Raw genomic sequence first — 22,740 nt, forward strand, 5'->3', positions numbered from 1 at the left:
TCACCGTCAGGGGGCCAGTTGTGTATCAGCCACTGATACGGGCGACCGGAGGCCGTAACCGGTCTGAGAGAATTGGTGTCATGATCTCCCGAATCGATCTGCGCGGCGACGCCCTCCCCGAGGGTGGCGCCCTGCGCGACCTGCTGCCCCGTGCCGACTTCGACGTACAGGCCGCCCTGGAAAAGGTGCGGCCGATCTGCGAGGACGTGCACCATCGCGGTGACGCGGCGCTCATCGAGTACGCGGAGAAGTTCGACGGTGTGCGGCTGGAGCAGGTGCGGGTGCCCGCAGCCGCCCTCGCCGACGCTCTGGCCGGGCTCGACCCGGCCGTCCGGGCGGCCCTGGAGGAGTCGGTCAGGCGCGCCAGGCTGGTCCACCGCGCCCAGCGACGCGCCGAGCACACCACCCAGGTCGTCCCCGGCGGCAAAGTGACCGAGAAGTGGGTACCGGTCGAGCGTGTCGGGCTGTACGCGCCGGGCGGACGCTCCGTCTACCCCTCCTCGGTGGTCATGAACGTCGTCCCCGCCCAGGAGGCCGGGGTCGAGTCGATCGCCCTCGCGTCCCCCGCGCAGAAGGAGTTCGGCGGTTTGCCGCACCCGACGATCCTGGCCGCCTGCGCGCTGCTCGGCATCGACGAGGTGTACGCGGCGGGCGGCGCCACCGCCGTCGCGATGTTCGCCCACGGCACCGAGTCCTGCCCCCCGGTCAACATGGTCACGGGCCCCGGCAACATCTGGGTCGCCGCGGCCAAGCGGTACTTCACCGGCCGGATCGGCATCGACGCCGAGGCGGGCCCGACCGAGATCGCCGTACTCGCCGACGACACCGCCGACCCCGCGCACGTCGCGGCCGACCTGATCAGCCAGGCCGAGCACGACCCGATGGCCGCCGCCGTCCTCGTCACCGACTCGGCCGAGCTGGCCGACGCGGTCGAGAAGGAGCTGGCGCCGCAGGTCGCCGCCACCAAGCACATCACCGAGCGGATCGTCCCCGCGCTGGAGGGCAAGCAGTCCGCGATCGTTCTCGTCGACTCGGTCGAGGACGGCCTGAAGGTCGTGGATGCGTACGGCGCCGAGCACCTGGAGATCCAGACCGCCGACGCCGCAGCGGTCGCCGCCCGGGTCCGCAACGCCGGAGCCGTCTTCGTCGGCCCCTGGGCCCCGGTCTCCCTCGGGGACTACTGCGCCGGGTCCAACCACGTCCTGCCCACCGGCGGCTGCGCCTGCCACTCCTCGGGCCTCTCCGTCCAGTCGTTCCTGCGCGGCATCCACATCGTCGACTACACCCGGGACGCGCTCGCCGAGGTCACCCACCACGTGGTGACGCTCGCCGAGGCCGAGGACCTGCCCGCGCACGGCGCGGCCCTCAAGGCGAGGTTCGGATGGAAGGTGCCCACCGCATGACAGGCATCGACGACCTGCCCGTACGGGACGAACTGCGCGGCCAGTCCCCGTACGGCGCGCCCCAACTGGACGTCCCCGTACGGCTGAACACCAACGAGAACCCGTACCCGCTGCCCGAGGCGCTGATCGACCGGATCACCGAGCGCGTACGGGAGGCGGCCCGCACGCTCAACCGCTACCCCGACCGGGACGCCGTCGAGCTCCGCACCGAGCTGGCCCGCTACCTCACCAGGACCGCGGGGCACCCGGTCGGCGCGGCCAACGTCTGGGCGGCGAACGGCTCGAACGAGGTCATCCAGCAGCTGCTCCAGACCTTCGGCGGCCCCGGCCGCACGGCCATCGGCTTCGAGCCCTCGTACTCGATGCACGCCCTCATCGCGCGCGGCACCGGCACCGGCTGGATCTCCGGACCGCGCAACGAGGACTTCACCATCGACGTGGCGGCGGCCGAACGCTCCATCGCCGGGAACCGGCCGGACGTCGTCTTCATCACCTCGCCCAACAACCCCACCGGCACCGCGGTCGACACCGAGACCGTCCTCGCGCTGTACGAGGCGGCGCAGGCGGCGGGCCCCGCGATGGTCGTGGTGGACGAGGCGTACGGCGAGTTCAGCCACGCGCCCTCGCTGCTCCCGCTGATCGAGGGCCGCCCCCACCTGGTCCTCTCCCGGACCATGTCCAAGGCGTTCGGCGCGGCCGGGCTGCGGCTCGGCTACCTCGCGGCCGACCCGGCCGTGGTCGACGCCGTCCAGCTCGTACGGCTGCCGTACCACCTGTCATCGGTCACCCAGGCCACCGCGCTCGCCGCCCTGGAGCACACCGATACCCTGTTGCGGTACGTCGAGCAGCTGAAGGACGAGCGCGACAGGCTCGTCAGTGAGCTGCGCTCCATCGGATACGACGTGACCCAGTCCGATGCCAACTTCATCCAGTTCGGCCGCTTCCAGGACGCCTCGGCTGCCTGGCGGGCGATCCTCGACCACGGTGTCCTGATCAGGAACAACGGGGTCCCCGGATGGCTGCGGGTCTCCGTGGGCACTCCGGCCGAGAACGACGCGTTCCTCGAAGCGGCACGCACACTGCACAAGGAGATCACCGCATGACTCGCGTGGGCCGCATCGGACGGGTGGAACGCACCACCAAGGAGACCTCGGTCGTGGTCGAGATCAATCTCGACGGCACCGGCAAGGTCGACGTGTCGACGGGGGTCGGCTTCTACGACCACATGCTCGACCAGCTGGGCCGCCACGGCCTCTTCGACCTCACGGTCAAGACGGACGGCGACCTGCACATCGACTCGCACCACACCATCGAGGACACCGCCCTGGCGATCGGCGCCGCCTTCAAGCAGGCGCTCGGCGACAAGGTGGGCATCTACCGGTTCGGCAACTGCACGGTGCCGCTGGACGAGTCGCTCGCCCAGGTCACCGTCGACCTGTCGGGCCGCCCCTACCTGGTGCACACCGAGCCGGAGAACATGGCGCCGATGATCGGCGAGTACGACACGACGATGACCCGGCACATCCTGGAGTCGTTCGTCGCGCAGGCCCAGATCGCGCTGCACGTCCACGTGCCGTACGGGCGCAACGCCCACCACATCGTGGAGTGCCAGTTCAAGGCCCTGGCCCGCGCGCTGCGTTACGCGTCCGAGCACGACCCGCGGGCAGCGGGCATTCTTCCTTCGACCAAGGGCGCCCTGTAAGCATGACTGGCCTCAACACCATCCTCATCGTCGTCGGCCTCTTCCTGGCCGGCGGTATCTACTCCTTCGTCAAGCAGAAGATGCCCGCGAGCCTCATCGTGCTGCTCTCCATCGGAGCCGTGATGTGCCTGGCGGCGGGTGTGATGCGTATCCAGGGAATCTGGACATGACCGCCCGCAGGAAGGTCGTGGTCTTCGACTACGGCTTCGGCAACGTCCGCTCCGCCGAGCGCGCGCTCGCGCACGCCGGCGCGGACGTCGAGATCACCCGTGACTTCGACCGCGCCATGAACGCCGAAGGGCTGCTCGTCCCCGGTGTCGGTGCCTTCTCCGCCTGTATGAAGGGGCTCAAGGAGGCCCGCGGCGACTGGATCGTCGGCCGCAGGCTCGCCGGCGGCCGCCCGGTCATGGGCATCTGCGTCGGGATGCAGATCCTCTTCGAGCGCGGCATCGAGCACGGCGTGGAGACCGAGGGCCTCGACGAGTGGCCCGGCACGGTCGGCCCGCTCAAGGCCGACGTCGTACCGCACATGGGGTGGAACACCGTGGAAGCCCCGGCGGACACCGAGCTCTTCGCCGGGCTCGACGAGGCAGCGCGCTTCTACTTCGTGCACTCCTACGCGGCGCACGACTGGTCGCTCGAAGTCACCAACGCCAGGATCCGCGCCCCGCGCGTCACCTGGGCCACGCACGGCGAGCGCTTCGTCGCGGCCGTCGAGAACGGCCCCCTGTCGGCCACCCAGTTCCACCCCGAGAAGTCCGGCGACGCCGGCGCCCAGCTGCTGACCAACTGGATCGGAACCCTCTGATGTCCGCCTTGCAGAAGAAGCTCGAACTCCTCCCCGCCGTCGATGTCCGGGACGGCCAGGCGGTCCGCCTCGTCCACGGAGAGTCCGGCTCCGAGACCTCCTACGGCTCACCGCTGGAAGCCGCGCTCGCGTGGCAGCGGTCGGGCGCCGAGTGGCTGCACCTGGTCGACCTCGACGCCGCCTTCGGCACCGGCGACAACCGGAAGCTGATCTCCGAGGTCACCTCGGCGATGGACATCAAGGTCGAGCTCTCCGGCGGCATCCGCGACGACGCGTCGCTGGCCGCAGCCCTCGCCACCGGCTGCACCCGGGTCAACCTCGGCACCGCCGCGCTGGAGACCCCCGAGTGGGTCGCGAAGATCATCGCCGAGCACGGCGACAAGATCGCGGTCGGCCTCGACGTACGCGGTACGACCCTCAGGGGCCGCGGCTGGACCCGGGACGGCGGCGACCTCTACGAGACGCTCGCCCGCCTCGACTCCGAGGGCTGCGCCCGCTACGTGGTCACCGACATCGCCAAGGACGGCACGCTACAGGGCCCCAACCTGGAGCTCCTGAAGAACGTCTGCGCGGCCACCGACAAGCCCGTCGTCGCCTCCGGCGGCGTCTCCTCGCTCGACGACCTGCGGGCCATCTCCTCGCTCGTCCCCTCCGGCGTCGAGGGCGCGATCGTCGGCAAGGCGCTGTACGCCAAGGCGTTCACCCTGGAAGAGGCCCTCGAAGCGGTAGCGGTGGCGGCATGAGCGAAGGCGCCACGGACGACGGCGTACGCCGTATCGCCTCCGGCGGCCCGTGGGAGGAGGCCTTCGGCTACTCCCGCGCCGTGGAGCTGCCCAACGGCCTCGTCCTGGTCGCCGGCTGCACCGCCATGGCCAACGGCCGGATCGCGGAGGGCGGACCGTACGAACAGGCCGTCACCGCCTTCGGCGTCGCCGTCGACGCGCTCAAGGAGCTCGGCCTGGGCGCCGAGCACGTGGTCCGCACCCGGATGTACGTCACGCACGCCCGTGACGTGGACGAGGTCGGCCGCGCCCACAAGGAACTGTTCGACAAGGTGCGGCCCGCCGCATCCATGATCATCGTCTCCGGTTTCGTCGACCCCAGCCTGGTCGTCGAGGTCGAGGTCGAGGCGTACCGGGGGAAGCACGCATGACACTCGCCGTACGGGTCATCCCCTGCCTGGACGTGGACAACGGCCGCGTCGTCAAGGGAGTCAACTTCCAGAACCTCCGGGACGCGGGCGACCCCGTCGAGATGGCCAGGCTCTACGACGCCGAGGGCGCCGACGAGCTGACCTTCCTCGACATCACCGCCTCGTCCGGCAACCGCGAGACGACCTACGACGTGGTGCGCCGCACCGCCGAGCAGGTCTTCATCCCGCTCACCGTCGGCGGCGGCGTCCGTACCACCGAGGACGTCGACAAGCTGCTGCGCGCGGGCGCGGACAAGGTCGGCGTCAACACCGCGGCCATCGCCCGCCCCGAGCTCATCAGCGAGATCGCCGAGCGCTTCGGGCGCCAGGTGCTCGTCCTCTCGGTCGACGCCCGCCGCACCGCCGACGGCACCTTCGAGGTCACCACGCACGGCGGCCGCCGGGGCACCGGTATCGACGCCGTCGAGTGGGCGCACCGGGCGGCCGAGCTGGGGGCGGGCGAGATCCTGCTCAACTCCATGGACGCCGACGGCACCAAGGACGGCTACGACACCGAGATGATCGCGGCGGTACGCGCACACGTCACCGTCCCGGTCATCGCGAGCGGTGGCGCGGGCGCCCTGGAGCACTTCCCGCCGGCAGTCGGCGCGGGCGCCGACGCGGTGCTCGCCGCATCGGTCTTCCACTTCGGTGACCTGCGGATCTCCCAGGTCAAGGACGAGCTGCGGCAGTCCGGCCACCCGGTCAGGTAGCACCGGACACCCGGCCGGGCAGCGCCGGACAACGGCCGGGTAGCACCGGACACCGGCCGGGCAGCACCGGCTGCCGGTCAGGAAGAGCCGCCCGGCCGCCCTCCCGCAGGGGCGGCCGGGCGCTCGGACTCACAGACCGAGCTTGGCCTCGATCGCCTTGGCCGACGCCTCCGCGTCCCCGTCGACCTCCACCTTCGCCGCGTCCTGCCGGCCGAAGGCGAACATCGTCAGCTCGCCCGGCTCCCCGGTGACCGTCACCACCGGTGTGCCGCGGTGCGCGACCGCGGTCTGGCCGTCGGGCCGCCGCAGCACGAGCCCCACCGGCGCCCTGCGCCCCATCAGCCGGGCCCCCTTCTCAAGACGCCGCCACAGCGCCTCGGCGAAGACCGGGTCCACCTCACGGGGCGACCAGTCGGGCTGCGCCCGCCGCACGTCCTCGGCATGTACGAAGAACTCGACGGCGTTGGCGCCCTCGTCCACCTGCTTGAGCGAGTACGGCGAGAACTTGGGCGGCCCCGTACGGATCAGCTGGATCAGCTCCTCGTACGGCTTCGCGGTGAATTCGCCCTGCACCCGGTCGAGGCGCCCCTTGAGCGCGCCGATCAGGATCCCGCCCGCCGCGTCGAGCCGCCGCTCGCGTACCACCACATGGGCGGCGAGATCGCGGGTCTTCCAGCCCTCGCAGAGCGTCGGGGCGCCGGGACCCGCCGCCTCCAACAGGTCGGCGAGGAGAAGTCGTTCGCGCTTGGCATGGGTCGACATGCCCGCCAGCGTACGACCGCGCTCGCCGTTCCGCCCAGTGGGCTGTGGTGGGCCGGGTCCGCCGGGCCGCGCGGGCGCGGCACAATGAATCCATGACCAGCACGCCCAGCACACCGCAGTCCACCGGTCTCGACCCCGCGATCGCCGCACGCCTCAAGCGCAGCGCGGACGGCCTGGTGCCGGCCATCGCCCAGCAGTACGACACCGGTGAGGTGCTGATGCTCGGCTGGATGGACGACGAGGCCCTGCACCGCACCCTCACCACCGGCCGCTGCACGTACTGGTCGCGCAGCCGCCGGGAGTACTGGGTCAAGGGCGACACGTCCGGGCACGTGCAGCACGTCAAGTCGGTCGCACTCGACTGCGACGCCGACACGGTCCTGGTGAAGGTGGACCAGGTCGGCGCGGCCTGCCACACGGGCGAGCGGACCTGCTTCGACGCGGACGTCCTGCTGGGCTGATACAGCGGCCGACTGGCGACCGAGCGCCGGGCCGACGGCCCCTAGACTTCCGCCATGGACCTGGAGACCTTCCGCAAGCTCGCCGCCGACCGCCGCGTCATCCCCGTCACCCGCACCCTTCTCGCCGACGGAGACACCCCGGTGGGCCTCTACCGGAAGCTCGCAGCGGAGCGCCCGGGCACCTTCCTCCTGGAGTCCGCCGAGAACGGCCGCACCTGGTCCCGCTACTCCTTCATCGGCGTACGGTCCGCCGCCACCCTCACCGAACGCGACGGCGCCACCCACTGGGAAGGCGCCCCGCCGGTCGGCGTCCCGGTCGACGGCGACCCGCTGCAGGCGCTGCGCGCCACCGTCGAGGCGCTGCACACCCCGCGCGACCTGGCGGGCGGGATGCCGCCCTTCACCGGCGGCATGGTCGGCTACCTCGGATACGACATCGTGCGCCGCCTGGAGAAGGTCGGACCCGGCGAGCGCGACGACCTGAAACTCCCCGAGCTGACCATGCTGCTCACCTCGGACCTCGCCGTACTCGACCACTGGGCCGGCACGGTCATGCTGATCGCCAACGCGATCAACCACAACGACCTCGACACCGGGGTGGACGAGGCCTACACCGACGCCGTGGCCCGGCTCGACGCCATGGAGGCGGACCTCGTGCGCCCCGCCGGGACCGCACCCGCCGTACTGCCGGCGTCCGAGCTCCCCGAGTACACCGCGCTCTGGGGAGGCAAGGACTACCAGGACGTGGTCGAGGACATCAAGGAGCGCATCAGGGCCGGTGAGGCCTTCCAGGTCGTGCCGTCCCAGCGCTTCGAAACGGCCTGTACGGCGAGCGCGCTGGACGTCTACCGGGTGCTGCGCGCCACCAACCCCTCGCCGTACATGTACCTCTTCCGCTTCGACGGCTTCGACGTCGTCGGCTCCAGCCCCGAGGCGCTGGTCAAGGTCGAGGACGGGCGCGCCATGGTGCACCCCATCGCCGGGACCCGGCACCGCGGCGCGACCCCGCGCGAGGACCAGGAGCTCGCCGACGAGCTGCTCGCCGACCCGAAGGAGCGCGCCGAGCACCTGATGCTGGTCGACCTCGGCCGCAACGACCTCGGGCGGGTCTGCGAGCCGGGCTCCGTGGAGGTCGTCGACTTCATGTCGGTCGAGAAGTACTCCCACGTCATGCACATCGTCTCCACCGTGACCGGCCGGGTCGCCGAGGGCCGCACCGCCTTCGACGTCCTCACCTCGTGCTTCCCCGCCGGCACCCTCTCCGGCGCCCCCAAGCCCCGCGCGCTCCAGATCATCGACGAGCTGGAGCCCACCAGGCGCGGGCTCTACGGCGGCTGCGTCGGCTACCTCGACTTCGCAGGTGACTCCGACACCGCCATCGCCATCCGCACGGCGCTGCTGCGCGACGGCACCGCCTACGTCCAGGCCGGGGCCGGTGTGGTCGCCGACTCCGACCCGGTCTCCGAGGACAACGAGTGCCGCAACAAGGCGGCGGCCGTGCTCCGCGCCGTCGGTTCGGCCAACCGCCTCACCGGTCCTTCGGGGCGTAGGGGATAGTGGAGGACGTGAGTGCCGTACCCCAGCCCCGATCCGAAGCAGGACCGGCCGCAGCCTCCCCGGGCAGCCGCCGCAGTCTTGCCACCGCTCTGCTACTCGGCGCAGTCGGCGCTGCCGTCGTCCTCCTGTCCTCCGGGCAGACCTGGGCCCGGGGCAACGCCCCGGTCGGTGGCGGAGTCCTGCCGCTGACGGCCGACGGGGGTGATGTCACCGGAGTGCCCACGGCCCTGGCGATCGTCGGTCTGGCCGCTCTCGTCGCGGTCTTCGCGGTACGCAGCGCGGGCCGTGTCTTCGTCTCCGCGCTGCTCGCCCTCTGCGGGGCCGGCGCGGGCGTGGCGGCCGTCGCCGGAGCGGGCGACAGCGCCGCACTGAACGACAAGGCGGCCACCAGCGCCGGCAACACCGCCACCACCATCGAGGCGCTCTCCCACACGGCCTGGCCCTATGTGGCCGCGTTCGGCGGCCTGCTGATCCTCTTCGCGGGCCTGCTCGCCCTCCGCTACGGTAAGCAGTGGCCTGCCATGTCCAGCCGGTACGAGCGCGACGGCACCCCGCGACCGCGCCGGCCACGCACGGCACCGGATCCGGAACGGCCCGAGGAGATCTGGAAGGCGCTCGACCGCGGCGAGGACCCCACGCGCGAAGCGTGACGGACAGCTCACCCCCCAGCTCATCGCCCGGCACGGCGGTGCGCGACAATGGGCGTGAGCTTCCGGCGCCCGGCCGGGCCACGGCTGGGACGGGCGACCGCGGAACACGGCTCGCATCAGGGCCTGGACACACAGCAACGAGGAGCAACTCATGGCGGGCACCAGCCACGGACACACCCCGGCCGCCTGGACCGGCGTCATCATCGCCTTCATCGGCTTCTGCGTCTCGGGCGCCTGCATGGTGGTACCCAGCCCGATCGGCGTCATCGTCGGACTGGTCGTCGTGGTACTCGGCGGTGTCGTAGGCGTCGCCATGAAGGCCGCGGGCCTCGGTATGCCGAAGGAGTCCGAAGCCAGCATCCAGGCCAGGGCGCGGGCTTCCCAGGCGCAGGCGCACTGACGGACCGCTCCGCGAGTACCGTCCGGCGGGGCGCAGTCCGGTTCTCCGGGCTGCGCCTTCCCGTATGAGCTGCGCCTTCCCGTCCGAACAGGGAGAATCGCCGAGTGGACCCCAACGCAGCCCCTGCCGCCCTCCGCGCCCCGGCCCCGCCGCCGGCCTGGCTCCCGGCGCCCGGACACCCCGGGCCCCCCGTCTCCGGACACCCGGCGCCCCCGGCCCCCGAGCCGCTCGTACGCCGGCTTCTCGTACCGCTCGGCACGCTGGCCGCGGTCGCCGCCGCCTTCACCTACGTCGGCGCCGTCGACCCCAACCACCCCGGTCACTACCCGGTCTGCCCGCTGTACGCGGTCACCGGCATCTACTGTCCGGGCTGCGGCGGGCTGCGCAGCGCCCATGCCGTCGCCCACGGCGACTTCGCCGCGGCCCTCGGTGACAACGCGCTCGCGGTCGTCGGGTACGCCGTCTTCGCCGTGGTGATGGTGGTGTGGCTGATTCGCGCCGTAAGGGGACGGCCGGCCGAGCGGTTCACGGTCCGGCCCGCCCTCTGGTGGGGCATCGGCGCCGTCGTCCTGGTCTTCAGCGTGCTGCGCAACCTCCCCATGGGGTCGTTCCTGGCCCCGTGAGCGTCTGCGGGACCGGAACTCGCACCGACCGGATGCGGGGCCCGGGGTCTTCTACGGATAACATCACCATGGCTGATCCTGATCCATCCACACGTCCCGGAAGGGGGCCGCTCGCGTGAGTGTGCTCGACGAGATCATCGAAGGCGTACGCGCCGACCTCGCGGAGCGGCAGGCGAGCGTCAGCCTCGACGAGCTCAAGGACCGCGCCGCGAAGGCTCCCCGGGCCAAGGACGGCGTCGCGGCGCTCCGTGGCGACAGCGTCAAGGTCATCTGCGAGGTCAAGCGCTCCAGCCCCTCGAAGGGCGCGCTGGCGGCCATCGCCGACCCCGCCGCGCTCGCCGCCGACTACGAGGCGGGCGGCGCGTCCGTCATCTCCGTACTGACCGAGCAGCGCCGCTTCGGCGGCTCGCTGGCCGACCTGGAGGCCGTCCGGGCCAAGGTCGACATCCCGGTCCTGCGCAAGGACTTCATCGTCACCGCGTACCAGCTCTGGGAAGCACGGGCGTACGGAGCCGACCTGGCGCTCCTGATCGTCGCGGCCCTGGAGCAGGAGGCGCTCGTCTCGCTGATCGAGCGCGCCGAGTCCATCGGGCTCACCCCGCTGGTCGAGGTCCACGACGAGGACGAGGCCGAGCGCGCGGTCGCCGCCGGAGCCCGGGTCATCGGGGTCAACGCACGCAATCTCAAGGACCTCAAGGTCGACCGCGGCACCTTCGAGCGCGTCGCCCCCGAGATCCCCTCGCACGTGGTCAAGGTCGCCGAGTCCGGGGTCCGCGGCCCGCACGACCTGATCGCCTACGCCAACGACGGCGCCGACGCCGTGCTGGTGGGCGAGTCCCTGGTCACCGGCCGGGACCCGAAGGGCGCCGTCGCCGACCTGGTCGCCGCGGGCGCCCACCCGGCCCTGCGGCACGGGCGGGACTGACCCCCATGGCCATTGCCCGTCTCTCGCGTGGGTGCAAGCCCCGCGGCTGCCGTGCGCCCGCCCGGCGGGTGCACGGACGACGGGTGCGCTACCACATCGGTTCCGAGCCCGGCCAGATCAACGGCATGCGATGGCGTCGCTGAGCGGACAGCTCAGCAACACCTCTCACCTCCTGCGTACCACCCCTTACGTACCTGCGGAGATCACGCATGTCTTCAGAGTTCTTCATCCCGGATCCGGACGGCCGGATCCCCAGCGCCGAGGGCTACTTCGGCGCCTTCGGCGGCAAGTTCATCCCCGAGGCGCTCGTCGCCGCGGTGGACGAGGTCGCCGTCGAGTACGACAAGGCCAAGTCCGACCCGGCCTTCGCGGCCGAGCTGAACGACCTCATGGTCAACTACACCGGCAGGCCGAGCGCCCTCACCGAGGTGCCGCGGTTCGCCGAACACGCCGGTGGCGTACGGATGTTCCTCAAGCGCGAGGACCTCAACCACACCGGATCGCACAAGATCAACAACGTGCTCGGTCAGGCCCTGCTCACCAAGCGCATGGGCAAGACCCGGGTCATCGCGGAGACCGGGGCCGGACAGCACGGCGTCGCCACGGCGACCGCCTGCGCCCTCTTCGGTCTCGAATGCACCATCTACATGGGCGAGATCGACACCGAGCGCCAGGCGCTCAACGTCGCCAGGATGCGGATGCTCGGTGCCGAGGTCGTCGCCGTGAAGTCCGGCAGCCGCACCCTCAAGGACGCCATCAACGAGGCGTTCCGCGACTGGGTCGCCAATGTGGACCGCACGCACTACCTCTTCGGCACGGTCGCCGGGCCGCACCCCTTCCCGGCGATGGTGCGCGACTTCCACCGGGTGATCGGCGTCGAGGCGCGGCGGCAGATCCTGGAGCGCGCGGGCCGGCTCCCCGACGCCGTCGCCGCGTGCGTCGGCGGCGGGTCCAACGCCATCGGACTCTTCCACGCGTTCATCCCGGACGCCTCGGTGCGTCTCGTCGGCTTCGAGCCCGCCGGACACGGCATCGCGACCGGCGAGCACGCGGCGACGCTCTCCGCCGGTGAGCCGGGGATCCTGCACGGCTCCCGCTCGTACGTGCTCCAGGACGAGGAGGGCCAGATCACCGAGCCCTACTCGATCTCCGCCGGGCTCGACTACCCCGGCATCGGCCCGGAGCACGCCTATCTGAAGGACGCCCGCCGCGGCGAGTACCGCGCGGTGACCGACGACGAGGCGATGCAGGCGCTGCGGCTGCTGTCGCGCACCGAGGGGATCATTCCGGCCATCGAGTCGGCGCACGCGCTGGCCGGTGCGCTGGACCTCGGCAAGGAGCTGGGCAAGGACGGGCTGATCGTGGTCAACCTGTCCGGCCGCGGCGACAAGGACATGGACACGGCCGCCCGCTACTTCGGGCTGTACAGCGCGGACGCGGAGGTGGCAGCCAAGTGAGCCAGAACAGCGGAAACAGCGGAACTGGCGCGCACGGCGGGCACGGCGGAAACACAGCGCTCCTGAGCTCGGTCCTGGCCGGGGCGAAGGCCGAGGACCGGGCGGCGCTCATCGCGTACCTCCCGGCCGGATTCCCCACGGTCGACGGCGGGATCGAGGCGGTGAAGGCCGTCATCGAAGGCGGCGCCGACATCGTCGAGGTGGGGCTGCCGCACAGCGACCCGGTCCTCGACGGTCCGGTCATCCAGACCGCCGACGACATCGCGCTCAAGGGCGGGGTGAAGATCGCCGACGTACTGCGCACGGTGCGCGAGGGGTACGAGGCCACGGGCGCGCCCATCCTCGTCATGACGTACTGGAACCCCATCGACCGGTACGGCGTCGAGCGGTTCACCGCCGAGCTGGCCGAGGCGGGCGGCGCCGGCTGCATCCTGCCCGACCTGCCGGTCCAGGAGTCCGCGCTGTGGCGCGAGAACGCGGAGAAGCACGGTCTCGCGACCGTCTTCGTCGTCGCGCCGAGCAGCAGGGACGAACGGCTGGCGACGATCACCGCGGCCGGGTCCGGCTTTGTCTACGCGGCCTCGCTGATGGGGGTCACCGGAACCAGGAACTCCGTGGGCGAGCAGGCCCAGGAGCTCGTACGGCGCACCCGCGCCACCACCGAGCTGCCGGTGTGCGTGGGGCTCGGGGTCTCCAACGCCGAACAGGCCGCCGAGGTCGCCGTGTTCGCCGATGGAGTGATCGTCGGGTCCGCGTTCGTCAAGCGGATGCTCGAAGCGGAGAACGGCGCCGCGGGTCTGGACAGCATCCGCGAACTGGCGGGCGACCTGGCCAAGGGCGTACGCAGAAGCTGACGCCGTCGCTCGTACGGGTGGAACTGGGACCGGGGAGGCGCGCTCGTGCCTCCCCGGTTCGTTGCTGCGGGTGTGAGCGAGAAGAACCGAGACGCGAAGAGGGCCGCCCGCGAGCGGCTCATCGAAGAGCGCGAGAAGCAGAAAGCCCGTGACCGGCGCAAGCGGGGAATGATCGTCGGCGGCTCCGTGGTGGGGGTGCTGGCGCTGGCCGCGGTGATCGGAGTGGTCGCGGCCAACTCCGGCTCGGACAGCGGCAGTGACAGCGCGAGCAGCCCCCTCACCGTGCCGAGCGGCGCGACCGGAAAGGACAGCCTGGCGGTCCCCGTGGGCGCGAGCGACGCACCGTCCACGCTCACCGTCTGGGAGGACTTCCGCTGCCCGGCCTGCGGCCAGTTCGAGAACGGCTTCCGCAGCACGATCCACGAGCTGGAGAATTCCGGGCAGCTGAAGGTCGAGTACCACCTCGCCACGCTCATCGACAGCAACATGGGCGGCACGGGCTCGCTGCGCGCGGCCAACGCCGCCGCCTGCGCGCAGGACGAGAGGAAGTTCCCCGCGTACCACGACGTGCTCTACGAGAATCAGCCCGAGGAGACCACGGACCCCTACGCCCAGAACAGCAAGCTGATCGAGCTGGCAGGGAAGGTGAAGGGGCTGAAGACTGCGGCCTTCACCTCCTGTGTGAACGGCGGGAAACACGACAGCTGGGTGAAGCGGTCGAACGCGGCCTTCCAGAAGGGCGGCTTCAGCGGCACCCCGACGGTCGAGCTCAACGGCTCGTCGGTCTTCCCGAAGAAGGGCAATGAGCAGATCTCGCCCGCCAATCTGAAGAAGTGGGTGACCGAGGCCAACCAGGGCAAGAAGGCGGGCACGGTCTCACCGGCGCCCGCGGCCTGAGCCCACCGGGACAGGGCCCTGTCACGCACGGCGTTACGCACGCTTGTTACGCACGGCCTTGTTACGCATACGTTGCCGGGTGGGTGGTCCGACGGCCCACCCGGCCATGTAGCGTCTGCGGTGCCATGAACCTTGCCTTCATTCCCAGTCCGTCGACCGGCGTGGTCCATCTCGGACCGATTCCGCTGCGCGGCTACGCGTTCTGCATCATCATCGGTGTCTTCGTCGCCGTCTGGTACGGCAACAAGCGCTGGGTCGCCAGGGGCGGCAGAGTGGGCACCGTGGCCGACATCGCGGTCTGGGCCGTGCCCTTCGGCCTGGTCGGCGGGCGGCTCTACCACGTCATCACCGACTACGAGCTGTACTTCAGCAGTGGCCGGGACTGGGTCGACGCCTTCAAGATCTGGCAAGGCGGCCTCGGTATCTGGGGCGCGGTCGCGCTCGGCGCGGTCGGCGCCTGGATCGGCTGCCGCCGCCGCGGTATCCCGCTGCCCGCGTGGGCCGACACACTGGCCCCGGGCCTCGCCTTCGCCCAGGCCATCGGCCGCTGGGGCAACTGGTTCAACCAGGAGCTGTACGGCAAGCCGACCGATCTGCCCTGGGCGCTGAAGATCAGTGCGGGCCCCGACAGGATCGCCGGGACGTACCACCCGACCTTCCTCTACGAGTCGCTCTGGTGCGTCGGCGTCGGTTTCCTCGTCATCTGGGCCGACCGCCGCTTCAAGCTCGGCCATGGGCGGGCGTTCGCGCTGTACGTCGCTTCGTACTGCGTGGGCCGCGCCTGGATCGAGCACATGCGGGTCGACTACGCGCACCACATCCTGGGGCTGCGGCTCAACGACTGGACCGCGCTGATCATGTTCCTGCTCGCCGTGACGTACTTCGTCGTCTCGGCGAAGCTGCGGCCGGGCCGCGAGGAGATCGTCGAGCCCGCCGCGGCGGAGGCGGACCGGGAAGCCGGGGACGACGCCGAGGCCGCCAAGGCTGACGACGCCAAGGCCGAGGACGCTGACGGTCGTGCCGGTGTCGGTGCCGATGGTGCCGGTCCCGACGCCCCTGCCGACGCCGGCAAGAGCGACAGCCCGGCTGCGGCCGATACGCAGGACGAGGCAGCCGGGACCGCCGAGCCGGCCGGGGTCAAGGCGGAGGCGCAGGCCGAGAAGGGCTGACCGGCCCGCTCAGTACCCGCATCTCAGGCGCACCCTGTGTCTCAGGTGCGCCGGCGCTCCGTCTCAGGTGCGCCTGCGTTCCGCGAGATCCAGCGTGCGCCGGGCGCCCGCCACCACTGCCGCATCCACGAAGCGGCCGTCGGGCAGTGCCAGCGCCCCCTCGTCGGTGGGCGCGGCCAGCACGATGTCCCGCGCCGCCCGGACCTCCGCCGCGGTGGGCAGATACGCCCGCTCGATCACCGGCAGCTGCCTCGGGTGGATCGCCGCGCGCCCCAGGAACCCCAGCGCCCGGCCCCGTGCGCAGGATGCCGCGAGCCCGTCCAGATCCCGTACGTCCGCGTACACCGACTGAGCGGGCGGAGCCAGTCCTGCCGCCCGTGCCGCGACCACCGCGCGGCTCCGGGGCCAGGCGAGGCCCGCCTCGTCGTACACGCCCAGATCGGCCCGGAGATCCGCCTCGCCGAGAGCCAGCCCGCACACCGCTGGGCTGGCCGTGGCGATCTCGTAGGCACGTTCCACGCCCAGCGCCGACTCCAGTATCGGATAAAGCGGAACGCCCTCCCGGCCCGCGGCGGCCGCCGCCCAGCCGGCCACTCTGCGCACCTCCGCGGGCCCGTTGGCCTTCGGCAGCCGCAGCCCCGCGAGGCCCGGAAGACCGGCGACTGCCCGTACGTCCGCCTCGGCGAGCGGCCCGTCCAGCGCGTTGATCCGGACATGGACCGGCGAGGGGCCGGGGGCCGGATCGGCGAGGAGTTCGGCGGTGGCGTCACGTGCGTAGGCCTTGCGGTCGGGTGCGACCGCGTCCTCCAGGTCGACCAGCACCACATCGGCGCCGGCCGCCAGCGCCCGCGCCACCACAGCGGGCCGGTCGCCCGGCACGTACAACCAGGTCAGCACGGTCCGCACCGGGCTGCGCGCGGGCAGTTCCTCCGACACGCTCACCGGACCGCACCCGACTCCCGCAGGGCCGCGATGTCGGCGGGCTCCAGGCCGATCCCGGTCAGCACGGCGTCGGTGTCGGCGCCGTGCGGCCTCCCCGCCCACTTGATGGCGCCCGGCGTCCCGGAGAGCCGGAAGAGGACGTTCTGCATCCTGATGGTGCCCAGCTCCTCGTCGGGGACCTCCGCGATCGTGCCCAGCGCCCGGTACTGCGGGTCCGCCATGACATCGCCGATCTCGTAGACCGGCGCTATGGCCGCCTGCGCCTCCTCGAACGCCGTCACCACATCGGCCCGGTCGTGCCGGGCTATCCAGTCACCCACTGCCGCGTCCAGCTCGTCGGCGTGCCGGGCGCGCTGCGCCCCCGAAGCGAACCACGGCTCGTCGATGAACTCGGGCCGCCCCACCAGCCGCATCACCCGCTCCGCGATCGACTGTGCCGACGTCGAGACAGCCACCCAACTGCCGTCGCGGGTGCGGTAGGTGTTGCGCGGCGCGTTGTTGTTCGACCGGTTGCCGGTGCGCGGCTGCACATAGCCGAGCTGGTCGTACCAGATGGGCTGCGGGCCCAGCACCGCCAGCATCGGTTCGATGATCGCCATGTCCACGACCTGGCCGCACCCGGTGCGGTCCCGCCCGGCGATGGCCGCCATCACGGCGTACGCGGTGGAGAGCGCGGCGATCGAGTCGGCGAGGCCGAACGGCGGCAGCGTCGGCGGTCCTTCCGGCTCGCCGGTCATGGCGGCGAAACCGCTCATGGCCTCGGCGAGCGTGCCGAATCCGGGGCGCCGGGAGTACGGACCGAACTGGCCGAACCCGGTCACCCGCGCCAGCACCAGCCGGGGGTTGGCCGCGGACAGCTCCTCCCAGCCCAGGCCCCACTTCTCCAGGGTGCCGGGCCGGAAGTTCTCGATGATCACATCCGCGCCGGCGGCCAGCCTCAGCAGCACGTCGCGACCGTCCGGCGACGAGAGGTCGAGCGTGATGTTGCGCTTGTTCCTGCCCAGCAGCTTCCACCACAGCCCCACGCCGTCCTTGCTGGGACCGTGCCCGCGTGAGGGGTCGGGCCTGCGGGGGTGCTCCACCTTGATGACCTCGGCCCCGAAGTCGCCGAGCAGGGTCGCGGCCAGCGGCCCGGCGAAGAGCGTCGCCAGATCGAGGACGCGCAGCCCTCCGAGCGAGGACGGCTGAGGGCCTGCTGCGTCTGCCGGGCCTGCCGGGTCTGCTGCGCCCGCTGTGTCTGTCGTGTCGTCGTCGTGCATGAGTCGCTGTTCCTCCGCTGCCCTGCTCATACCGCCCTGTCCCTCCGCCGCACATGGCGCAGCGTGCGCTCGGCGAGCGTGTCGAAGCCGATGCCGTCCAGGCCGCCCACCGTGGTGGCCAGCCGGTTCCGCAGGGGCGCGGTCCAGCGGGCCGGCACGGCGCGCGGGCCGCCCGCGAGCAGTCCGGCGACGCTGCCCGCCGTCGCCCCGTTGGAATCGGTGTCCCAGCCCCCGGACACCGCGCGGCAGATGGAGCCGGTGAAGTCGCCGTCCGCGTGGGTCAGCGCCGCCGCGAGCAGCGCCGCGTTCGGCAGTACGTGCACCCAGTGGTGGTCGCCGTACGCCGAGTGCAGCTCGTCCACGACCGACTCGAACGCGGCGGCGGTGCGCAGCGGTTCGGCGGCGGCCCGGCCGATACCGAACCGCACGGCGGCCGCGTACCGGGAACCCGGCGGCACGACCGAGAGACCGGCCCGCAGACACGCGTGGATGTCCGCGCCACCGCCCGCGGCTGCCGCGATCACGGCGGCGGCGAACATCTCGCCGTACACCCCGTTCGCCGTATGGGTGAGCACCGCGTCCCGCCAGGCCGCGGCGGCTGCCGCGCCCGGATCACCCGGGTGCGTCCAGCCGAAGACGTCGGCCCTGATCTGCGCACCGATCCACTCGCGGAACGGATTGCGGTACGCGGCGGTGTCCGGAGGTTCGGCCCCCGCGAGCAGATTGCGGTACGCGACCCGCTCGGCGGTGAAGGTCCGGCCGGCCGGCAGCTCGTCCAGCCACAGCTGTGCCACGTCCGCGGTGCTGAACTCCGGCCCGTACCGGTCGAGCAACAGCAGCCCGAGCAGCGGGTAGTTGAGGTCGTCGTCCTCGGGGGCGCCGTCGATGTTCTCGGCGAGCGAGGTGGGGCGCGAGCGGCGGTTCCACGGATGGGCGGCGGCCACCTCCGGGTCGAGACCCACCTCGGTGAACCAGCTGTCCAGCGGCCAGTTGCCGGTGGAGCGGGCGATGGCCCGGATGCCGTCCAGCGTCAGCTTCTCGACCGGCTTGCCGAGCACACAGCCCGCGGCCCGGCCCAGCCAGGACGCCTCAAGCCGTGAGCGCAGCGCGTCCCGGTCCACCGGACCGTCCGCGGGGGCGGGCCACTCGGGGCACAGCGCCCTGATCGCGGGCAGCTCCGTCGGCTCGTCGGCCGCCAACGGCGAGGCAGTCGCGCCCAGTTCGTCCAGAATTTCACAGGCGAGCGTCCGCAGCTCCGGTGCGGCGGGTGCGGCGGAAGCGCCCGCGCGGGCCGGCGCCGGATGGCCGCCCGCCGCAGTCCACCGCCGCTCGGCAGCCGTCGGATCGCGCCCGTCCTGCGCCGCCTGGCGCAGCTCGTGCCCCACCAGGTCCTCGGGCTGCACCCAGGTCAGCCGCAGCGGACGGCCGGTCGCCGCCGGGGAGCCGGGGGCCGTCACCGGGCACCCGCAATGGCACCGAACAGCGCCTCGTGCTCCCGGCGCCGCTCCAGATCGCGGGCGAACACCTCGCGGGTGACGCCCGCGAGTGCGGCGGCCGGAGTGTGCAGATCGAGACGGCTCGCCGTGGCGACCTCCCCGGCCCAGTCGGCGGGGACCGCGCTCTCGCCGTAGAGCGCACCGACGATCGCACCGCTCATGGTGGCGATGGAGTCGCAGTCCCGGCCGTAGTTGACGGAGCCGAGTACGGTCTCACGGAATTCGCCGCGGCCCGCGAGCAGCATCCCGAGCGCCACCGGCAGCTCCTCGATGGAGTGCAGCCGCGACGGGCGGCGGGCGCCCAGCGACGGCTTGCGGTACTCGGGGCCCACCGTGTCGAAGGGGGCCACCGCCTCGCGCAGCGGCTTCAGCGCCGACTCGAACCCGTCGTGCGCGGCGGCCACTTCGCAGACCGCCTCGATCGCCGCGCGGGTGCCGTCCTTCGCCAGTCCCAGCACGTCACCGACCACGGAGTCGGGGGTCGCGCCGGGCTTGCAGGCCGCGGCCACCGCAGCGGCGAAGACCGCTGCCGCCTCCCGGCCGTAACTGGACTGGTGGGCGCCCGCGATGTCGAGGGCCTCGGCGTACGCGTTCGCCGGGCTGCCCGCGTTGACCAGGCCGACGGGCGCCATGTACATCGCGGCGCCGCAGTTGACGATGTTGCCGACCCCGGCCTCGCGCGGGTCGACATGCCCGTAGTGCAGCCGCGCGACGATCCACTTCTCGGCGAGGAAGATCCGCTGCAACGGCAGTGCCTCCGCCTCCAGTTCGGGGATCCAGCGCGGTGTGCCCATCAGGTCGGGCACCAGGTGGTCGGCGACCGCGTACGCGTCGAGGTGGTCGCGCACGGTCTCGTAGACGCGGATCAGCGCATGGGTCATCAGAGTGTCGTCGGTGACGTGCCCGTCGCCCTTGTGGTACGGGGCGATCGGCCGGGCGGTACGCCACTCCTCCTTGTAGAAGGGCTCGACGATGCCCTGCACACGGCCGCCGTGCCGCTCGCTGATGGCTTCCGGGGTCCAGCCCTCCACCGGGCCGCCGAGCGCGTCCCCGACGGCCGCGCCGATCAGGGCTCCGGTGGTGCGGTCCTCCAGGGAGGGGGTGGGCACGGTCATGAGCGGGTTCCTTCCGGGAGGACATGCAGAGGGGAGGCGAGCCGTGCGGCGACCTCGACGAGGTCGGTGCCGGCCAGCTGGGGCAGGGCGCAGCCGACGAGGGTGCGGCAGCTGTCCCGCCAGGTGTCGGGCAAGGACCCGGCGCCGCCGATGGCGCCGGTGAGGGCGCCCGCCAGCGCGGGCGCCGAGTCGGCGACCCGGGACAGACAGGCGGCGGACGGCACCGCCTCGGCGAGCGCGCCGCCGGCCGCGAGCGTCATCGCCAGGGCGACGGGCACCGTCTCGGCGGCGGCGATCCCGTAGCTGTAGACGTGGTCGACGATCTCGTGCTCCAGGACGGGGACCAGCGCGAACGCACTGCCGGGGCGGCCCGTGCCGGCGGCCGTCGCGGTCCGGGCGAGCGCCACCGCGTGCAGCGCGTTGCGGCGGATCTCGCTGCCGTCGGGGAGCTGTGCGAGCGCCTCGTCCACACAGGCGGCGGCCGTCGCTCCGCCCAGTGCGGCGGCGACCGCTGCGGCCATCGCGCGAGCGCCGTGCACCCCGTCACCGTCCTGGGTGTAGCGGGCGTCGAACTCCGCGAGGTCGGCGGCGGCGGCCGGGTCGCCGGGGTGCACCACGGCGAGTACCGCGGCGCGCACACAGGCGGCGTCGTCGAAGTGGTGCGGATTGTCATGGCCGGTGGCCGGGGGCCGCAGTCCCGCCGCCAGATTCCCGAGACCGGCCCGTACGGAGATCCGGGCGCGCAGTGGGATCAGCGCCGACTCGATCTCGTCGGCCTGCGCGGACGCGGCGGCCACCTCGTCGGCGAGCGCGTTCCAGGCCAGCGCCAGCGCGGAGCGCACCCGCTGCTCTGGGGAGAGATCGCTGTGCCCCGACGAGGCGGCCGACAGGATCGCCTGCGCGGTGAACGTGGCCCACTCGGCGTCGTCGGAGGGTCCCAGCTGGAGCGGGGCCGGCGGCTGGTTCAGGGCGATGGGCACCGGCAGTGTGGTGGTGGCGTTCTGCTCGGCGAAGGTGTCCAGTTCACGGGTGAGCCTGCGGGTCCAGTTGGGCAGCAGCGCCGCGCGGTGCCGCCCGGCCGGCCAGCCCGCGGCGTCGCCCGCGGCGATCCCCAGGAGCAGGCCCTCCACCCGGCGGTGCGGATCGCGGCCGGACAGCTCGGGGGCGGGACGGTTCAGCTGTGTGGTCACGAGGCGGCCTGCCTGTTCTCGTTCGACGGGTCGGTCGCCCGGCCCGGCACCGCGTTCAGCGGCAGCAGCCCGTCGGCGGCGTCTGCCGTCGCGTCCAGCGGCAGCAGCGCGTCGGCGACATCGAGGATGTGGCGTCCGGCCATGGCGGGCAGACAGCTGCCGCGCACCGGCCCGATGGCGGCCGCCCAGTGGGCGGGGATGCCGCTCTCGCCACCGAGCGCCCCGGCGAGTGAGCCCGCGACGGCCGCCGTGGTGTCGGCGTCGCGGCCCATGTTCACGGCCGTCAGCACCGACCCGCGGAAGTCGCCGCCTGCGGCGATGAAGGCCCCGAAGGCGAGGCCCACCGCCTCGGGTGCCAGATCGGTCCACGGGTACCCGCCGATCACGACGGCCGAGCGCACCGCGCGTTCGACCGGGAGCGGCGAGCCGTCGGGCCCCGGCACCGCCCGGCGGGCCGCGCTGACCGCGCGGTGCAGCGAGCGTGCGGTCCAGGAGTCCTCGGGGATCACCGAGAGCGCGGCCTGCACCACCGCGTCGGGACTGTCGCTCACCATGGCGGCGGCCACTCCTGCGGCGACGGCCTGCCCGCCGTAGATCCCCTCGCCGTCATGGCTGACCGTGCCGTCCACCGCGACCAGCCGGGCCGCCTCGGCGGGCCGCCCCGTCGCGTACACCCCGAACGGCGCGGCCCGCATGGCGAGTCCGTCGCTCCACGCGTGCCGGTGCTGGGCGGAGATCGGGGCCGCGAGCCCGCGCCGCAGGTTCTCCAGGGTGCCGCGCTCGCTGAACCCGGCGCCGCGGAACGGGCCTTCGTCGCGGTCGGCGATCCACAGGTGCCACGCCGCCTCGACATGGGCGACGGTCAGCGCCGAACCGTGCTCGGCGAGCAGCAGCCCCGAGAAGATCGCGTACTCGGTGTCGTCCGTACCGGCCGGCTCGTCCAGGACGAAGCCCTCGATACGGCCCCAACGCTCCCTGATCCGGGAGGGCTTCATGTTCTCGGCGGGGGCGCCCAGGGCGTCCCCCACGGCCAGGCCGAGGAGGGCGCCGCGGGCGCGGTCCCGGAGCGTACCGGGGAGACCGGGCCGCTCGCGCCGGAGCCGGGCCGGGGGTGGTCTGTTCGCCGTGTCTGCTTCGGTGGCCGGGCCTGGGCTGCCGCTCATGG

26 protein-coding genes are annotated in these 22,740 nt (G+C 72.5%); 19 read left to right on the forward strand and 7 right to left on the reverse strand.

Annotated features, from left to right (window positions below):
* Nucleotides 1-80: 80 nt before the first annotated feature.
* From hisD to hisF, 8 genes are read left to right on the forward strand one after another with little or no spacing between them, the layout of a single operon-like run.
* Entirely contained in the window at nt 81-1,403 is a 1,323-nt protein-coding gene (hisD, locus tag OG385_RS25415; RefSeq protein WP_266857965.1) for a histidinol dehydrogenase, read from the forward strand.
* A complete protein-coding gene (locus OG385_RS25420) occupies nt 1,400-2,506 on the forward strand; it encodes a histidinol-phosphate transaminase (protein WP_266857966.1) in 1,107 nt (368 codons plus the stop codon). The genes hisD and OG385_RS25420 overlap by 4 nt, the downstream gene beginning before the upstream one ends.
* A gap of 5 nt (nt 2,507-2,511) precedes the next feature.
* Nucleotides 2,512-3,105 (forward strand): imidazoleglycerol-phosphate dehydratase HisB, encoded by a 594-nt coding sequence (hisB, locus tag OG385_RS25425; protein WP_266861158.1) that lies wholly within the window; start codon nt 2,512-2,514, stop codon nt 3,103-3,105.
* A gap of 2 nt (nt 3,106-3,107) precedes the next feature.
* On the forward strand, nt 3,108-3,275 hold the full coding sequence (locus OG385_RS25430) for a hypothetical protein (protein ID WP_266857967.1): 168 nt from the start codon (nt 3,108-3,110) through the stop codon (nt 3,273-3,275).
* Nucleotides 3,266-3,913: an imidazole glycerol phosphate synthase subunit HisH gene (gene hisH, locus OG385_RS25435; protein ID WP_266861160.1), complete on the forward strand. Its 648-nt coding sequence runs from the start codon at nt 3,266-3,268 to the stop codon at nt 3,911-3,913. Before OG385_RS25430 ends, hisH begins: the two co-directional genes overlap by 10 nt.
* Complete coding sequence (gene priA, locus OG385_RS25440) at nt 3,913-4,656, forward strand: bifunctional 1-(5-phosphoribosyl)-5-((5-phosphoribosylamino)methylideneamino)imidazole-4-carboxamide isomerase/phosphoribosylanthranilate isomerase PriA (RefSeq protein WP_266857968.1); 744 nt, start codon at nt 3,913-3,915, stop codon at nt 4,654-4,656. The genes hisH and priA overlap by 1 nt, the downstream gene beginning before the upstream one ends.
* Complete coding sequence (locus OG385_RS25445; RefSeq protein ID WP_266857969.1) at nt 4,653-5,066, forward strand: RidA family protein; 414 nt, start codon at nt 4,653-4,655, stop codon at nt 5,064-5,066. The genes priA and OG385_RS25445 overlap by 4 nt, the downstream gene beginning before the upstream one ends.
* Entirely contained in the window at nt 5,063-5,818 is a 756-nt protein-coding gene (gene hisF / locus OG385_RS25450; RefSeq protein ID WP_266857970.1) for an imidazole glycerol phosphate synthase subunit HisF, read from the forward strand. The genes OG385_RS25445 and hisF overlap by 4 nt, the downstream gene beginning before the upstream one ends.
* A 129-nt stretch (nt 5,819-5,947) precedes the next feature.
* Here the strand turns inward: hisF and OG385_RS25455 are convergent, their stop codons facing one another.
* The gene (locus tag OG385_RS25455; protein WP_266857971.1) at nt 5,948-6,580 is read right to left on the reverse strand and encodes a TIGR03085 family metal-binding protein; all 633 of its coding nucleotides are present in this window, start codon (nt 6,578-6,580) and stop codon (nt 5,948-5,950) included.
* Between the two features lie 92 nt (nt 6,581-6,672).
* Between OG385_RS25455 and hisI the strand changes: the two genes are divergently transcribed.
* The 11 genes from hisI to lgt all read left to right on the forward strand — a co-directional run bounded on the left by hisI (nt 6,673) and on the right by lgt (nt 15,573).
* Nucleotides 6,673-7,041 carry a phosphoribosyl-AMP cyclohydrolase gene (gene hisI / locus OG385_RS25460; RefSeq protein ID WP_266857972.1) on the forward strand — a complete coding sequence of 123 codons (369 nt, stop codon included), beginning with the start codon at nt 6,673-6,675 and terminating at the stop codon, nt 7,039-7,041.
* A gap of 54 nt (nt 7,042-7,095) precedes the next feature.
* Nucleotides 7,096-8,598 carry an anthranilate synthase component I gene (locus tag OG385_RS25465; protein ID WP_266857973.1) on the forward strand — a complete coding sequence of 501 codons (1,503 nt, stop codon included), beginning with the start codon at nt 7,096-7,098 and terminating at the stop codon, nt 8,596-8,598.
* Entirely contained in the window at nt 8,598-9,248 is a 651-nt protein-coding gene (locus tag OG385_RS25470; RefSeq protein ID WP_266857974.1) for a TIGR02234 family membrane protein, read from the forward strand. The genes OG385_RS25465 and OG385_RS25470 overlap by 1 nt, the downstream gene beginning before the upstream one ends.
* A 151-nt stretch (nt 9,249-9,399) precedes the next feature.
* Complete coding sequence (locus tag OG385_RS25475; RefSeq protein WP_266857975.1) at nt 9,400-9,648, forward strand: HGxxPAAW family protein; 249 nt, start codon at nt 9,400-9,402, stop codon at nt 9,646-9,648.
* A 104-nt stretch (nt 9,649-9,752) separates the two neighbouring features.
* Nucleotides 9,753-10,271, forward strand: coding sequence for a DUF2752 domain-containing protein (locus OG385_RS25480; RefSeq protein WP_266857977.1), 519 nt, complete (start codon nt 9,753-9,755; stop codon nt 10,269-10,271).
* A gap of 115 nt (nt 10,272-10,386) precedes the next feature.
* Nucleotides 10,387-11,196, forward strand: coding sequence for an indole-3-glycerol phosphate synthase TrpC (trpC, locus tag OG385_RS25485; protein ID WP_266857979.1), 810 nt, complete (start codon nt 10,387-10,389; stop codon nt 11,194-11,196).
* 5 nt (nt 11,197-11,201) lie between these two features.
* Complete coding sequence (gene trpM / locus OG385_RS37505; protein WP_368078203.1) at nt 11,202-11,339, forward strand: tryptophan biosynthesis modulator TrpM; 138 nt, start codon at nt 11,202-11,204, stop codon at nt 11,337-11,339.
* A 66-nt stretch (nt 11,340-11,405) separates the two neighbouring features.
* The gene (trpB, locus tag OG385_RS25490; RefSeq protein WP_266857981.1) at nt 11,406-12,653 is read left to right on the forward strand and encodes a tryptophan synthase subunit beta; all 1,248 of its coding nucleotides are present in this window, start codon (nt 11,406-11,408) and stop codon (nt 12,651-12,653) included.
* Nucleotides 12,654-12,715: 62 nt separating this feature from the next.
* Nucleotides 12,716-13,507 carry a tryptophan synthase subunit alpha gene (gene trpA, locus OG385_RS25495; protein WP_266861162.1) on the forward strand — a complete coding sequence of 264 codons (792 nt, stop codon included), beginning with the start codon at nt 12,716-12,718 and terminating at the stop codon, nt 13,505-13,507.
* Between the two features lie 72 nt (nt 13,508-13,579).
* The gene (locus OG385_RS25500; protein WP_266857983.1) at nt 13,580-14,404 is read left to right on the forward strand and encodes a thioredoxin domain-containing protein; all 825 of its coding nucleotides are present in this window, start codon (nt 13,580-13,582) and stop codon (nt 14,402-14,404) included.
* Nucleotides 14,405-14,529: 125 nt separating this feature from the next.
* Nucleotides 14,530-15,573 carry a prolipoprotein diacylglyceryl transferase gene (gene lgt, locus OG385_RS25505; RefSeq protein WP_266857985.1) on the forward strand — a complete coding sequence of 348 codons (1,044 nt, stop codon included), beginning with the start codon at nt 14,530-14,532 and terminating at the stop codon, nt 15,571-15,573.
* Nucleotides 15,574-15,636: 63 nt separating this feature from the next.
* Here lgt and OG385_RS25510 read toward each other — a convergent pair whose 3' ends face one another.
* Genes OG385_RS25510 through OG385_RS25535 form a run of 6 tightly spaced genes read right to left on the reverse strand, consistent with a single transcriptional unit; the run spans nt 15,637 to nt 22,738 of the window.
* A complete protein-coding gene (locus OG385_RS25510; protein ID WP_266857987.1) occupies nt 15,637-16,515 on the reverse strand; it encodes a CoA ester lyase in 879 nt (292 codons plus the stop codon).
* Nucleotides 16,512-17,804: a CaiB/BaiF CoA-transferase family protein gene (locus OG385_RS25515; protein WP_266857989.1), complete on the reverse strand. Its 1,293-nt coding sequence runs from the start codon at nt 17,802-17,804 to the stop codon at nt 16,512-16,514. Before OG385_RS25515 ends, OG385_RS25510 begins: the two co-directional genes overlap by 4 nt.
* Nucleotides 17,801-19,231, reverse strand: coding sequence for an ADP-ribosylglycohydrolase family protein (locus OG385_RS25520; RefSeq protein WP_266857991.1), 1,431 nt, complete (start codon nt 19,229-19,231; stop codon nt 17,801-17,803). The genes OG385_RS25515 and OG385_RS25520 overlap by 4 nt, the downstream gene beginning before the upstream one ends.
* Complete coding sequence (locus tag OG385_RS25525) at nt 19,228-20,385, reverse strand: ADP-ribosylglycohydrolase family protein (RefSeq protein ID WP_266857993.1); 1,158 nt, start codon at nt 20,383-20,385, stop codon at nt 19,228-19,230. The genes OG385_RS25520 and OG385_RS25525 overlap by 4 nt, the downstream gene beginning before the upstream one ends.
* Nucleotides 20,382-21,575 (reverse strand): ADP-ribosylglycohydrolase family protein, encoded by a 1,194-nt coding sequence (locus OG385_RS25530; RefSeq protein ID WP_266857995.1) that lies wholly within the window; start codon nt 21,573-21,575, stop codon nt 20,382-20,384. Before OG385_RS25530 ends, OG385_RS25525 begins: the two co-directional genes overlap by 4 nt.
* The gene (locus OG385_RS25535; RefSeq protein ID WP_266857997.1) at nt 21,572-22,738 is read right to left on the reverse strand and encodes an ADP-ribosylglycohydrolase family protein; all 1,167 of its coding nucleotides are present in this window, start codon (nt 22,736-22,738) and stop codon (nt 21,572-21,574) included. The genes OG385_RS25530 and OG385_RS25535 overlap by 4 nt, the downstream gene beginning before the upstream one ends.
* Between the last annotated feature and the right edge of the window lie 2 nt (nt 22,739-22,740).

Source organism: Streptomyces sp. NBC_01306 (genome assembly GCF_026340465.1).
In the GTDB taxonomy this organism is placed as follows: domain Bacteria; phylum Actinomycetota; class Actinomycetes; order Streptomycetales; family Streptomycetaceae; genus Streptomyces.